The organism is Pluralibacter gergoviae ATCC 33028 = NBRC 105706 (genome assembly GCF_001598855.1).
GTDB classification, from domain to species: Bacteria; Pseudomonadota; Gammaproteobacteria; order Enterobacterales; family Enterobacteriaceae; genus Pluralibacter; species Pluralibacter gergoviae.
Genome location: NZ_BCZS01000012.1, coordinates 99,590 through 112,606, shown reverse-complemented (window position 1 = coordinate 112,606; position 13,017 = coordinate 99,590). Strand labels below are relative to the sequence as shown.

The window sequence follows — 13,017 nt, the reverse complement described above, 5'->3', positions numbered from 1 at the left end:
CGGATAACGCATAGTCAGGCCCATCTTGATGTTTTTAGGGAGAAGGGCATGGCGAGCGTACAGCTGAGAGACGTGACAAAAGCCTGGGGCGACGTCGTGGTATCGAAAAATATCAATCTCGATATCGGCGACGGCGAATTCGTGGTGTTTGTCGGGCCATCGGGCTGCGGTAAATCGACGCTGCTGCGGATGATCGCCGGGCTGGAGACGATAACCCGCGGCGAGCTGCTGATAGGCGGTAAGCGGATGAACGACACGCCGCCCGCCGAGCGCGGCATCGGCATGGTGTTTCAGTCCTACGCCCTCTATCCGCACCTGTCGGTGGCGGAAAATATGTCTTTTGGCCTCAAGCTGGCCGGGGCGAAAAAAGATCTTATCCAGCAGCGGGTGAATCAGGTGGCGGAAGTGCTGCAGCTGGCGCACCTGCTGGACCGCAAGCCGAAAGCGCTCTCCGGCGGTCAGCGCCAGCGCGTCGCTATCGGCCGCACGCTGGTGGCCGAGCCGCGCGTCTTCCTGCTCGATGAGCCGCTCTCCAACCTCGACGCCGCGCTGCGGGTGCAGATGCGCATTGAGATCTCGCGCCTGCACAAGCGCCTTGGCCGCACCATGATTTACGTCACCCACGATCAGGTCGAAGCCATGACCCTGGCGGACAAAATCGTGGTCCTCGACGCGGGCCGCGTCGCCCAGGTCGGCAAGCCGCTGGAGCTGTATCACTATCCGGCGGACCGCTTCGTCGCCGGCTTTATCGGCTCACCGAAGATGAACTTCCTGCCGGTGAAGGTCACCGCCACCGCGATTGAGCAGGTGCAGGTCGAGCTGCCGAACCGCCAGCAAATCTGGCTGCCGGTCGAAAGCACCGGCGTGCAGGTCGGCGCCAACATGTCTTTAGGCATTCGCCCCGAGCACCTGCTGCCGTGCGACATCGCCGACGTCACGCTCGAAGGCGAGGTGCAGGTCGTCGAGCAGCTCGGCCACGAAACGCAAATCCATATCCAGATCCCCGCCATCCGTCAGAACCTGGTCTACCGCCAGAACGACGTGGTGCTGGTAGAAGAGGGAGCCACATTCGCCATCGGCTTGCCGCCGGAGCGCTGCCATCTGTTCCGTGAGGATGGCTCCGCCTGTCGTCGGCTGCATAAAGAGCCGGGCGTATAAGGCTTCCCAATTAAAAGCACGAAACCCTGCCCATTCGATGGGGAAAGTGTTCAAAGAAAAGCAACGATCTCAGGAGAAACATGATGATAACTCTGCGCAAACTTCCTCTGGCGGTAGCTGTCGCAGCAGGCGTACTGTCTGCCCAGGCGCTGGCGGTGGACTTCCACGGCTATGCCCGTTCCGGCATTGGCTGGACCGGCAGCGGCGGCGAACAGCAGTGCTTCCAGGCAACCGGCGCACAAAGTAAATACCGTCTCGGTAACGAGTGTGAAACCTACGCTGAGCTGAAGCTGGGCCAGGAAGTGTGGAAAGAGGGCGATAAGAGCTTCTACTTCGACACTAACGTCGCCTACTCCGTTGCGCAGCAGAACGACTGGGAAGACACCAGCCCGGCCTTCCGTGAAGCCAACGTGCAGGGTAAAAACCTGATCGAGTGGCTGCCGGGGGCAACGATCTGGGCCGGTAAGCGCTTCTATCAGCGTCATGACGTTCACATGATCGACTTCTACTACTGGGATATCTCCGGTCCGGGCGCGGGCCTGGAAAATGTGGACCTGGGCTTTGGTAAACTCTCTCTCGCCGCCGCCCGCTCCTCGGAAGCCGGTGGTTCAGCCACGTTCGCCAGTAAAGATATTAAGGACTACAGCCACAGAACCGCCAACGATGTATTCGATGCGCGTTTAGCGGAAATTCAGGTTAACCCGGGCGGCTCGCTGGAGCTGGGCGTTGACTATGGCCGCGCTAACTATCGCGATCACTACCATCTGGCCAACGGCGCCTCTAAAGACGGCTGGATGTTTACTGCCCAGCATACCCAGAGCATGCTGAACGGCTACAACAAGTTTGTGGTGCAGTACGCGACGGACTCGATGACGTCTCATGGTAAAGGCCTCTCCCAGGGCGCGGGCGTCGGCATTGGCCGCGATGAAAGCGGCAAACTCTACGGTGACGGCATCAACAACAACGGGCACATGCTGCGCCTGCTCGATCACGGGGCTATCTCTCTTGCCGACGACTGGGATCTGATGTACGTGGCGATGTACCAGGACATCAACTGGGATAACAACAACGGCACCAAGTGGTACACCGTGGGCGTGCGTCCGATGTACAAGTGGACGCCGATCATGAGCACCCTGATGGAAATCGGCTATGACAACGTCAAGTCGCAGAAAACCGACTCCACCAACAACCAGTACAAAATCACCCTCGCCCAGCAGTGGCAGGCGGGCGACAGCATCTGGTCCCGTCCGGCGATCCGCGTCTTTGCTACCTACGCCAAGTGGAAAGAGCGCTGGGGCTATGACTATACCGGCAGCGCGGACACTAACCCTAACTACAGCACGGCGGTGAAAGATAACTACAACGGTGGCTCCTTCGGTCGCGGCAACGATGACGAATGGACCTTCGGCGCCCAGATGGAAATCTGGTGGTAAACCCTGTTTAACCCGATGTAATGCCTGAATAAAAGAGGGGCGAAAGCCCCTCTCTCTTCGACGCAGCGCGCTATTGCCTGGCCACCGCTGCGCCCCCGTTTTGAGGTGATAACAATGAAAATGAATAAAACGCTCGTTGCCCTCTGCCTGTCCGCCGGCCTGCTGGCCAGCGCCCCGGCAGTCAGCTTTGCCGATGTCAACGTGGTGCCGCAGAATACCGCCGCCGCGCCGGCGATCCCGACCGCTGCGCTGCAGCAGCTGACCTGGACTCCCGTTGACCAGTCAAAATCCCATACTACGCCGCTGGCGACCGCCGGGCAGAGCCTGCATGTGTCCGGCATCACCGGGCCGGTGGCGGCCTACAGCGTGCCGGCCAATATCGGTGAGATAACCCTGACGCTGACCAGCGAAGTGAACAAGCATAGCGGCGTGTACGCGCCGAACGTGCTGATCCTTGACCAGAACATGACGCCGTCCGCCTTCTTCCCGAGCAGCTACTTTACCTATCAGGAGCCGGGCGTGATGAGCGCCGACCGCCTGGAGGGCGTCATGCGTCTGACGCCGGCGCTGGGCCAGCAGAAAATCTACGTGCTGGTCTTTACCACGCCGCAGGATCTGCAGCAGACCACGAAACTGCTCGATCCGGCGAAAGCCTATGCCAAAGGCACGGGTAACGCGATACCGGATATTCCCGATCCGATTGCCCGCCACTCCGCTGAGGGTACGCTGAAGCTGAAGGTAAAAACCAACACCAGCTCCAGCGTGCTGGTTGGTCCGCTGTTTGGCTCTTCCGGCCCGGCGCCGGTAACCGTCGGCAACACCGCTGCGCCGGCCTACAGCGCACCGGCTGCGGCACCGGCTACGGCACCCGCCTCGGCCCCTGCTGCGGCGCCTGTCGCTGCCGCACCGGTGAAGTCCGAACCCGTACTCAACGACACTGAAACCTACTTCAACAACGGCATTAAGCAGGCCGTTAAAGAGGGCAATATTGATAAAGCGCTGAAGCTGCTCAACGAAGCCGAGCGCCTCGGCTCGACCTCCGCGCGTTCCACCTTTATCAGCAGCGTAAAAGGCAAGGGGTGATGGCTGCCCCACGCTGCTGATGTTTGATGTTTGGCCTTAGCCTTTCGGTACGCCCTTCGGGGCGTACTGTTTTTTCTGTTGCGCTATTGTTGCGCCAATGATCGTATATTGCCCTTTCCTCCTTTCGTCGCGCCGTTTCTACGATACAATGCCTTGATACCAGGTATCGGAGAGACGGACATGTCACACCCTGCGCTGGCGCAGCTGCGCGCGCTACGCTATTTCACCACTCTGCCGCAGCTCGATGCGCGCCTGCTGGACTGGCTGCTGCTGGAAGACTCAATGACCCAGCGCTTTGAGCAGCAGAAAAAACGGGTCACGGTCACCCTGCTGCGGGAAGAGTGGGTCACTGGCGCCGACATCGAATCAGAGCGGCCGCTGCTCGCTGACGAGCCCCGCTACTGGCTGCGCGAGATCCTGCTCTGCGCCGACGGCGAGCCGTGGCTTGCCGGGCGCACCGTAGTACCTGAATCCACGCTGAACGGGCCTGAACTCGCCCTTAGGCAGCTCGGCACCACGCCGCTGGGGCGCTATCTGTTTACCTCCTCGTCCCTGACCCGGGATTTTATCGAGGTAGGCCAATGTGGCGAACTGTGGGGGCGGCGCTCCCGCCTGCGCCTGGGCGGCAAGCCGCTGCTGCTAACCGAACTTTTTTTACCCGCATCGCCGCTGTACTGAGAGGAAGTAAAATATGGAGAGGAGTCTGAGCCAGAATAAGCTGCTGGCGTTTCATCGCCTGATGCGCACCGACAAGCCCATTGGCGCCCTGCTGCTGCTGTGGCCGACCCTGTGGGCGCTGTGGGTGGCGACGCCCGGCGTGCCGCCGCTGTGGATCCTGGTCGTATTCGTGGCGGGCGTCTGGCTGATGCGCGCCGCCGGCTGCGTGGTGAACGACTACGCCGACCGCAAATTTGACGGCCACGTTAAGCGCACCGCCCGCCGCCCGCTGCCGAGCGGCGACGTCAGCGAAAAAGAGGCCCGCATCCTCTTCGCGGTACTGGTGCTGCTGTCGTTTCTGCTGGTATTGACCCTCAACACCATGACCATCGTGCTGTCGGTCGGCGGCCTGGCGCTGGCGTGGGTCTATCCGTTTATGAAGCGCTATACCCATCTGCCGCAGGTGGTGCTCGGCGCGGCCTTCGGCTGGGCGATTCCGATGGCCTACGCGGCGGTCAGCGAGACCCTGCCGCTCAGCTGCTGGCTGATGTTTCTGGCGAATATCTGCTGGTCGGTGGTCTACGACACCCAGTATGCGATGGTTGACCGCGACGACGACCTGAAGATCGGCGTCAAATCGACGGCCATTCTGTTTGGCAAAAACGACAGGCTGATTATCGGCATTCTGCAGGTGGTGGTGATGGCGCTGATGGCGACCGTCGGCTGGCTGAGCGGCCTTGGCTGGGTTTACTATGCGTCGATTCTGGTGGCGGGCGGGTTCTTTGTCTATCAGCAGGGGCTTATCAAGGATCGCGATCGCGATGCCTGCTTTAAGGCGTTTCTCAACAATAACTATGTCGGGCTGGCGCTGTTTGTCGGCCTGGCGGTGAGCTATTTCGGCTAACCGCAGATGCCCTCTCCCCATCGGGGAGAGGGCGAAAAGCGCTTAACTATCCTGACTCGCGCTCTCAATCGTCAGCCGCACGTCCGACGTAATCAGCTCCGCCAGCATCTGGTAGACCTTCATCGTCTCTTCCGCGTCCGCATCGCCGGAATCGCTGATGTAGCCCTCGTCGCGCAGGGTCAGCACCAGGGTACTGAACACCGCCTTATCGAAGAACTCCGGCGCATTGATGCCGTGCAGCACAGACAGACGCTGGGCCACGGTGCGGCTCTCTTTTTCCAGCGTGCTGCGGTTAATCGCCGGGTTGGCGCTCAGCAGCCAGAAGGTGATCGCGTAGCGCTGCAGCGTTTCGCGCGCGCCGGCGGCCAGCAGCTGCAGGATGCGCGAATGCGTGGCGTCGATGCTGATCAGGTCATCCTGCACCGTCACCAGCGCCTGGCGCTGCATCTCAGCCAGCAGCTTATCGATAAGCCCCGCCAGCTCCGCGCTGTCCCAGCGCAGGAACAGTTCGCTCTTCAGCATCGGATAGAGGATTTCCACGTGGCGCACCAGCTCTTCGCGGGTAATTTTGCGGTGCTGGGTCACGATCGCCGCCAGCAGGGACGGGATCATCAGCATGTGGGCGATATTGTTGCGGTAGTAGGTCATCAGCACCGCCTGCTCGCGCGGCAGAACGATGATCTCGCCAATCGTATCCTGCTCAACCTCAAACTTGTTCATCTGCAGGGCGTGATCGATAAGCGCGCTGGCGCTCACTGCCGGCACCGTTGAATCCGGCGAGTAGGGCACGTTGCGCATCAGTTCAAGGTAGCACTCCAGCTGCTGGGTCAGCTGCTCGCGGGTCAGCGAGCGCTGGCGTGAGGCCAGCAGGGCGGTCACGCACAGGTTCATGGCGTTGGCCGCCCCGGCGTTGTTGATGCGCACCATCAGATCGGCGGCGATATTGTTCACCGTCGGCGTCAGCCACGCCGGGCGTATCGCTTCGATAGGATCGATAGACTCGCGCCACTCCGGCACGTGGTGATTGAGGTAGCTCATCAGCGGCAGCGGCTCGCCGAAGTTGACGTAGCCCTGGCCGAGATTGCGCAGCTTGCTCAGGCCCTTGAGCATCTGCGGCAGGCTCTCTTTCTCTTTGGTCGCGCCGCGCAGCTCTTTGGCGTAGGTGCCCACTTCCATCACGTGCTCGTAGCCGATGTAAATCGGCACCAGCGTAATCGGACGGGTGCCGCCGCGCAGCATCGCCTGAATCGTCATCGACAGCGTGCCGGTCTTCGGATCCAGCAGGCGGCCGGTGCGGGAGCGTCCGCCTTCGACAAAGTACTCGACCGAGTAGCCGCGGTTGAACAGCTCGCCGAGATATTCGCGGAACACCGTGGAGTAGAGCTTGTTGCCCTTAAAGGTGCGGCGAATAAAGAACGCGCCCAGGCGGCGGAAAATCGGACCCGCCGGCCAGAAGTTCAGGTTGATGCCGGCGGCGATGTGCGGCGGCACCAGGCCCTGGTGGTAGAGCACGTAGGAGAGCAGCAGGTAGTCCATGTGGCTGCGGTGGCAGGGCACGTAGACTATCTCGTGGCCGTCGTGGGCCAGCTGGCGCACGCGCTCGGCGTTATGGACGTTGATGCCCTGATAGAGGCGGTTCCAGGTAAAGCCCAGCACGCGGTCGCTGAGGCGGATCATCTCGTAGGAGAAGTTGGCCGCAATCTCTTCCATCAGCGCGATGGCGTTCTGCTGCGCCTTCTCGTGCGAAATCTTCTTGCTGCGCGCCTCGTCTTCTACCGCTTTGGCGATGGCCTTGGAGGCCAGCAGCTTATTGAACAGATCCTGACGGGCGGGCAGGCGCGGGCCGACGGCCGCCAGGCGCTGGCGGGCGAAGTGCATGCGCGCCACGCGGGCCAGCTTCTGGGCAATGGTTTTATCCGTGCCGTGTTCATCCGCCATCCAGCGCATAGAGAGGGAAGGCGAGAAGCGCACGAAGCTGTCGCGGCCGAGCCAGGAGACGGCGAAAAACTTCTGCACGCCGTTAAGCATACGCAGCGGCGGGTTCTCTTCGCCCTTTTCGCGCCCCGGCGAACGACCGAACATCACCGAGACCGGCACCATCTGCACGTCCAGCTGCGGGTTGCTGCGGTGCAGATCGAGATAGTCGTGGAACAGCTTAATGGACTCTTCTTTCGGCGTGTAATAGGTAAACACGCGCGGACCGCCGTGGATAAAGACATAGCGCGGCAGCAGCGTGCCGTCGATCTCCAGCGGTTCCAGCGGATCCGGCAGATCGTGCGCCAGGCACTGGGCGCGCAGGGTCAGCAGATCGGCTTTTGAGTTATACGGCAGGACGTACATGATGGGACGCGAGGTATCGAGCCCAAGTTCCTGAGCCGGTTCTGCCGGAATAGACTTGCTTTTCACCAGCAAGCCTAATGGTAAATTCAGTAATTTGTAGTAAATTCTTGGCCAGCCAGACATAAACGATGTAAAGCCTCTGGTTAATCGTGCAAATGCGCCGCAAGGATAACAGAAAGCGTGGAGAATTTCTGTTGTCCCACTGCCGGCGCGCAGTAACATATGACGCTTAATAAACGAAAAGGTTCTTTCTGATGGCCAATGATAACACCGGCTTAACCCGAATCATTAAAGCAGCAGGCTACTCCTGCAAAGGTTTTCACGCCGCGTGGAAAAACGAGGCGGCCTTCCGCCAGGAGACGCTGCTCAGCGTCGTCGCCATCATTGTCGCCTGCTGGCTGGACGTCGATGCCATTACCCGGGTGCTGCTGATTGGCTCGGTGCTGATGATTGTGGTGGTCGAAATTCTCAACAGCGCCGTTGAAGCCGTGGTGGACCGGATTGGTTCAGAGCGCCACGAACTCTCGGGGCGGGCGAAAGACATGGCATCGGCGGCGGTGCTGCTGGCAATCCTCATTGCCGTCTTCACCTGGGCAACCCTGCTGTGGGCGCATTATCACTAGCCCCCCATTTTTGCACAACCATCTGGTTTTTTGTGCATTTTACGGTTCCAAAATCACCATTAACTGTATATACTCACAGCATAACTGTATATACACCCAGGGGGCGGAATGAAAGCGTTAACCACCAGGCAGCAAGAGGTGTTTGATCTTATTCGGGATCACATCAGCCAAACGGGCATGCCGCCGACGCGTGCCGAAATCGCGCAGCGCCTGGGATTCAAATCCCCGAACGCTGCCGAAGAGCACCTCAAGGCGCTGGCGCGTAAAGGCGTTATCGAAATTGTTTCCGGCGCCTCGCGCGGCATCCGCCTGCTGGTCGAAGAGGAAGACGGCCTGCCGCTGATCGGCCGCGTCGCTGCCGGTGAGCCGCTGCTGGCGCAGCAGCATATCGAAGGCCACTACCAGGTTGACCCGGCGATGTTTAAGCCGAGCGCCGATTTCCTGCTGCGGGTCAGCGGCATGTCGATGCGCGATATCGGCATCCTCGACGGCGACCTGCTGGCGGTGCACAAAACCCAGGACGTGCGCAACGGCCAGGTGGTTGTCGCCCGCATTGACGATGAAGTCACCGTTAAGCGTCTGAAAAAGCAGGGCAGCACCGTTGAGCTGCTGCCGGAAAACAGCGAATTTTCTCCGATTGTCGTCGATCTGCGCCAGCAGAGCTTCTCAATCGAAGGGCTGGCCGTCGGCGTGATCCGCAACGGCGACTGGCAGTAACCCGCTTTTCCCCGCAGCGCCTCTCCGGCGCTGCGCTTGATCCTGACAGGCTTTACCCATGCCTCTGCTGACTCATGCGGACAAAGCGCTGTGGCGCCTTGCGCTGCCGATGATTTTGTCCAATATCACCGTGCCGCTGCTCGGCCTGGTGGACACTGCCGTTATCGGCCACCTCGACAGTCCGGCCTATCTCGGCGGCGTGGCGGTGGGCGCTACCGCCACCAGCTTTCTGTTTATGCTGCTGCTGTTTTTACGCATGAGCACCACCGGGCTGACGGCGCAGGCGCTGGGCGCTCAGGACCGCGAGGGGCTTGCCCGCGCGCTGGTGCAGCCGCTGCTGCTGGCGCTGGTGGCCGGGCTGGCGATTGTCCTGCTGCGCGGCCCGCTTATCGACCTGGCGCTGTACGTCGTCGGCGGCAGCGGCGAGGTGCTGGAGCAGGCGCGGCGCTTTCTTGAAATTCGCTGGCTGAGCGCCCCGGCCGCGCTGGCCAACCTGGTGCTGCTCGGCTGGCTGCTGGGCGTGCAGTACGCCCGCGCGCCGGTCATTTTGCTGATCGTCGGCAACGCGCTGAATATCGTGCTCGACCTCTGGCTGGTAATGGGCCTGCAGATGAACGTGCGCGGCGCGGCGCTGGCAACGGCCTGCGCGGAATACGCCACGCTGCTGGTCGGCCTGCTGATGGTGGTGAAAGTGCTGCGCCTGCGCGGCATCTGCCTCACTCTGCTGAAAAAGGCCTGGCGCGGCAATATTCGCCGCCTGCTGGCGCTCAACCGCGACATCATGCTGCGCTCCCTGCTGCTGCAGCTCTGCTTCGGCGCGCTGACGGTCTACGGCGCCCGTCTCGGTGGCGACATTGTGGCAATTAACGCGGTACTGATGACCATGTTGACCTTTACCGCCTACGCGCTCGACGGCTTCGCCTATGCGGTGGAGGCCCACTCGGGGCAGGCCTACGGCGCCCGCGACGGCAGCCAGCTGATGGCGGTGTGGAAGGCGGCCATTCGTCAGTCCGGGCTGGTCGCGCTGAGCTTTGCCCTGGTCTATGCTTTATTCGGACAGCAGATCGTCGCCCTGCTCACCTCCATTCCCGCGCTGCAGCAGCTGGCGGATCGCTACGTTATCTGGCAGATGGTGCTGCCGGTGGTCGGCGTCTGGTGCTATCTGCTCGACGGCATGTTTATCGGCGCCACGCGCGGGGCGGAGATGCGCAACAGCATGGCTATCGCCGCTCTGGGCTTCGGCCTTACTCTGCTGAGCGTGCCGCTGCTGGGCAATCACGGGCTGTGGCTGGCGCTCACGGTGTTTCTTGCTCTCCGCGGCCTGTCGCTGGCGTGGATCTGGCGCCGGCACTGGCGCAACAATACCTGGTTCGTATAGCGGCTCAGCCATTCGGATGGTAAAAGATTCTGAGTTTTTCCGGCCCCGTAAAATCCTCATCTACACTTATTATCACGTCCAGCACAAAACGACGCTTTAACAGGACGATGGCAGTTAACTCTGTATCACTGAACGATGAGGACACGATCATGAATAAAGACCAGGCTAGCGGTAACTGGAAGCAGATCAAAGGTAAAGTGAAAGAGAAGTGGGGCAAGCTGACTGACGACGATTTCCAGGTAATGGAAGGTAAGCGCGATCAGCTGGTCGGCAAAATCCAGGAGCGCTACGGCTACGGTAAAGACCAGGCCGAGAAAGAAGTGAAAGACTGGGAAACCCACAACGACTATCGTTGGTAACCTGACTCACGGCTCACACCGAGCAACAGGGAAGTTAACCCCGAAGGGCGGCGCAAGCCGCCCGACGTCTATTTGTGGCCCGGCTTTTTCTTGATTTGAATGGTGTGGTCGTGCTCGCAGCACTCCTGACTGCTGCAGGACTCCACTTCAACGCACTCGGCGCACAGACCGTGGGCCTCAATCACATTGTGGCGCAGGGCAAAGCCCATCTTCGCCGCCAGCGAATGCATGATATCTTCAACGCCTTCCGCACCCTGCTCCTTGACGCTGCCGCAGCGGTCGCAGATGAACATTGCCGACGAGTGCGACGGATGGTCGAACAGATGGCACAGCACGTAGCTGTTGGTCGACTCGACTTTGTGAACAAAACCCTGCTCCAGCAAGAAGTCCAGCGCACGATAGACAGTAGGCGGCTTGGCCTGCGGTTCGCTGATTTTCAGCAAATCGAGCAGGTCATACGCGCTAATGGCCCCTTTCTGCAGGGTCATCAGGCGTAATACTTCGAGACGCTGGGGCGTCAAACGTACGCTACGCTGGGCGCAGATCTTCTCAGCGTGGGCGAGCATACTTTGCGAAGTGGTCTTGTCCATTGGCATTCTCGAATGGTAAACGTAAACCCCTATTCTATCATGGAATGGTAAAAACACCGAGATTCTGCCCGCTGTGCTATACCTGACTCATCTCACTCTTTTGGATGTTTATCATGAAAAGACCCGACTGTATTCGCCACTGGCGCGACGCCGAAGAACCCGACCAGCCGGGCTATCCCGACAGCAGCGAGCGCTTTTCGATTGGCGCTCCGCTGGCGCGCCAGCTGGGGCTGCTGCGGCTGGGTATCCATCATGAACGTCTGCCGCCGGGCAGACGTACCTCTTATCCGCACGCCGAGAGCGATGAAGAGGAGTTTATCTACGTGCTGGAAGGGCATCCGCAGGCGTGGATCAACGGCTACCTGTGGCAGCTTGAACCCGGCGACAGCGTCGGCTTTCCGGCGGGCACCGGCGTCTGCCATACCTTTATCAATAACACTGAGGAGGAGGCGTGCCTGCTGGTGATTGGCGAAGTGAACAAAAAGCACAACCGCATCTACTATCCGCTCAATTCGGAGTATGCCGCCACCCGGGCGGACCGCTGGATAGACCATCCTCCGCAGTTCTTTGGTCCGCACGACGGCAGGCCGTCGCGAAAATAGCGGCGGCGCGGGCGCGCGCCTCCCGCTCACCTTTGTGCTATAGTAGCGCCCCTTTTTAACCGGATGCCTGAATTTTCACCATGTCGCCAGAGACTCAAACACCCGCCTTTCCCGCGCACCGCTTCTCGATTGCCCCGATGCTCGACTGGACGGACCGGCACTGCCGCTACTTCCTGCGCCTGCTGTCGCGCCAGACCCTGCTCTATACCGAGATGGTCACTACCGGGGCGATTATCCACGGTAAGGGCGACTATCTGGCCTACAGTGACGAAGAGCATCCGCTGGCGCTGCAGCTGGGCGGCAGCGATCCGGCGGCGCTAGCGCACTGCGCTAAGCTTGCCGAGGCGCGCGGCTATGATGAAATCAACCTTAACGTCGGCTGCCCGTCCGATCGCGTGCAGAACGGTATGTTCGGCGCCTGCCTGATGGGCAACGCGGCGCTGGTGGCGGACTGTATTAAGGCGATGCGCGACGTCGTCTCCATTCCGGTGACGGTGAAAACCCGCATCGGCATTGACGACCAGGACAGCTACGCCTTCCTCTGCGACTTTATCGACACGGTTTCCGGCCGCGGCGAATGCGACACGTTCATTATCCACGCCCGCAAGGCCTGGCTCTCGGGCCTCAGCCCGAAAGAGAACCGCGAGATCCCGCCGCTCGACTATCCGCGCGTCTATCAGCTTAAGCGCGATTTTCCGCAGCTGACGATGTCGATTAACGGCGGCATCAAATCGCTGGAAGAGGCAAAGGCCCACCTGGCGCATATGGACGGCGTCATGGTCGGGCGCGAAGCGTATCAGAATCCCGGCATCCTGGCGGCGGTAGACCGCGAGATCTTCGGCGCAGATGGCGCTGACGCCGATCCGGTGGCCGTCGTGCGCGCCATGTATCCCTACATTGAGCGCGAGCTGAGCCGCGGGACTTACCTGGGTCATATCACCCGCCACATGCTCGGCCTGTTCCAGGGCATTCCCGGCGCGCGCCAGTGGCGCCGCTACCTGAGCGAGAACGCCCACAAGGCCGGCGCCGACGTTAACGTTCTCGAGCAGGCGCTGCTGCTGGTCGCCAGCCGGCGCTGATTTTTACGCTAAAACCTGGTCAAATTCACCACGCCTCGCCCATCGCTGCGAGGTATTTTCTTTATTATTCATGAACTTAAAAAATGGCACGCTT

The 13,017-nt window shown here is 60.7% G+C and carries 13 protein-coding genes; 11 read left to right on the top strand and 2 right to left on the bottom strand.

All coding sequences use genetic code 11. The annotated features are described in order from the left end of the window. Positions 1-48: 48 nt before the first annotated feature. The 5 genes from malK (at position 49) to ubiA (ending at position 5,235) form a co-directional block, all read left to right on the top strand. Positions 49-1,158: a maltose/maltodextrin ABC transporter ATP-binding protein MalK gene (gene malK, locus ENGE1_RS13790; RefSeq protein ID WP_043081659.1), complete on the top strand. Its 1,110-nt coding sequence runs from the start codon at positions 49-51 to the stop codon at positions 1,156-1,158. Between the two features lie 80 nt (positions 1,159-1,238). Next, complete coding sequence (locus ENGE1_RS13785; protein WP_043081660.1) at positions 1,239-2,591, top strand: maltoporin; 1,353 nt, start codon at positions 1,239-1,241, stop codon at positions 2,589-2,591. Positions 2,592-2,705: 114 nt separating this feature from the next. Next, positions 2,706-3,674 carry a maltose operon protein MalM gene (malM, locus tag ENGE1_RS13780; RefSeq protein ID WP_048254005.1) on the top strand — a complete coding sequence of 323 codons (969 nt, stop codon included), beginning with the start codon at positions 2,706-2,708 and terminating at the stop codon, positions 3,672-3,674. A gap of 180 nt (positions 3,675-3,854) precedes the next feature. Further along, positions 3,855-4,352 (top strand): chorismate lyase, encoded by a 498-nt coding sequence (gene ubiC, locus ENGE1_RS13775; RefSeq protein WP_045289623.1) that lies wholly within the window; start codon positions 3,855-3,857, stop codon positions 4,350-4,352. Positions 4,353-4,365: 13 nt separating this feature from the next. After that, positions 4,366-5,235: a 4-hydroxybenzoate octaprenyltransferase gene (gene ubiA / locus ENGE1_RS13770; protein ID WP_048254004.1), complete on the top strand. Its 870-nt coding sequence runs from the start codon at positions 4,366-4,368 to the stop codon at positions 5,233-5,235. 42 nt (positions 5,236-5,277) lie between these two features. Here ubiA and plsB read toward each other — a convergent pair whose 3' ends face one another. Continuing rightward, the gene (plsB, locus tag ENGE1_RS13765; RefSeq protein WP_048254003.1) at positions 5,278-7,698 is read right to left on the bottom strand and encodes a glycerol-3-phosphate 1-O-acyltransferase PlsB; all 2,421 of its coding nucleotides are present in this window, start codon (positions 7,696-7,698) and stop codon (positions 5,278-5,280) included. Between the two features lie 131 nt (positions 7,699-7,829). Here plsB and ENGE1_RS13760 point away from each other — a divergent pair, with 131 nt between their 5' ends. The 4 genes from ENGE1_RS13760 (at position 7,830) to ENGE1_RS13745 (ending at position 10,652) form a co-directional block, all read left to right on the top strand. After that, entirely contained in the window at positions 7,830-8,198 is a 369-nt protein-coding gene (locus ENGE1_RS13760; protein WP_043081665.1) for a diacylglycerol kinase, read from the top strand. 108 nt (positions 8,199-8,306) lie between these two features. Continuing rightward, a complete protein-coding gene (gene lexA, locus ENGE1_RS13755) occupies positions 8,307-8,915 on the top strand; it encodes a transcriptional repressor LexA (RefSeq protein WP_043081666.1) in 609 nt (202 codons plus the stop codon). Positions 8,916-8,973: 58 nt separating this feature from the next. After that, a complete protein-coding gene (dinF, locus tag ENGE1_RS13750) occupies positions 8,974-10,293 on the top strand; it encodes an MATE family efflux transporter DinF (protein ID WP_045289619.1) in 1,320 nt (439 codons plus the stop codon). A gap of 149 nt (positions 10,294-10,442) precedes the next feature. Beyond that, on the top strand, positions 10,443-10,652 hold the full coding sequence (locus tag ENGE1_RS13745; RefSeq protein ID WP_043081668.1) for a CsbD family protein: 210 nt from the start codon (positions 10,443-10,445) through the stop codon (positions 10,650-10,652). Positions 10,653-10,720: 68 nt separating this feature from the next. On the opposite strand, the gene zur is transcribed toward ENGE1_RS13745, so the two are convergent. Then, positions 10,721-11,242: a zinc uptake transcriptional repressor Zur gene (gene zur / locus ENGE1_RS13740; protein WP_043081669.1), complete on the bottom strand. Its 522-nt coding sequence runs from the start codon at positions 11,240-11,242 to the stop codon at positions 10,721-10,723. Positions 11,243-11,355: 113 nt separating this feature from the next. Between zur and ENGE1_RS13735 the strand changes: the two genes are divergently transcribed. Beyond that, positions 11,356-11,844 carry a cupin domain-containing protein gene (locus tag ENGE1_RS13735; RefSeq protein WP_043086351.1) on the top strand — a complete coding sequence of 163 codons (489 nt, stop codon included), beginning with the start codon at positions 11,356-11,358 and terminating at the stop codon, positions 11,842-11,844. A gap of 80 nt (positions 11,845-11,924) precedes the next feature. Then, entirely contained in the window at positions 11,925-12,923 is a 999-nt protein-coding gene (dusA, locus tag ENGE1_RS13730) for a tRNA dihydrouridine(20/20a) synthase DusA (RefSeq protein WP_048254002.1), read from the top strand. Positions 12,924-13,017 lie beyond the last annotated feature (94 nt).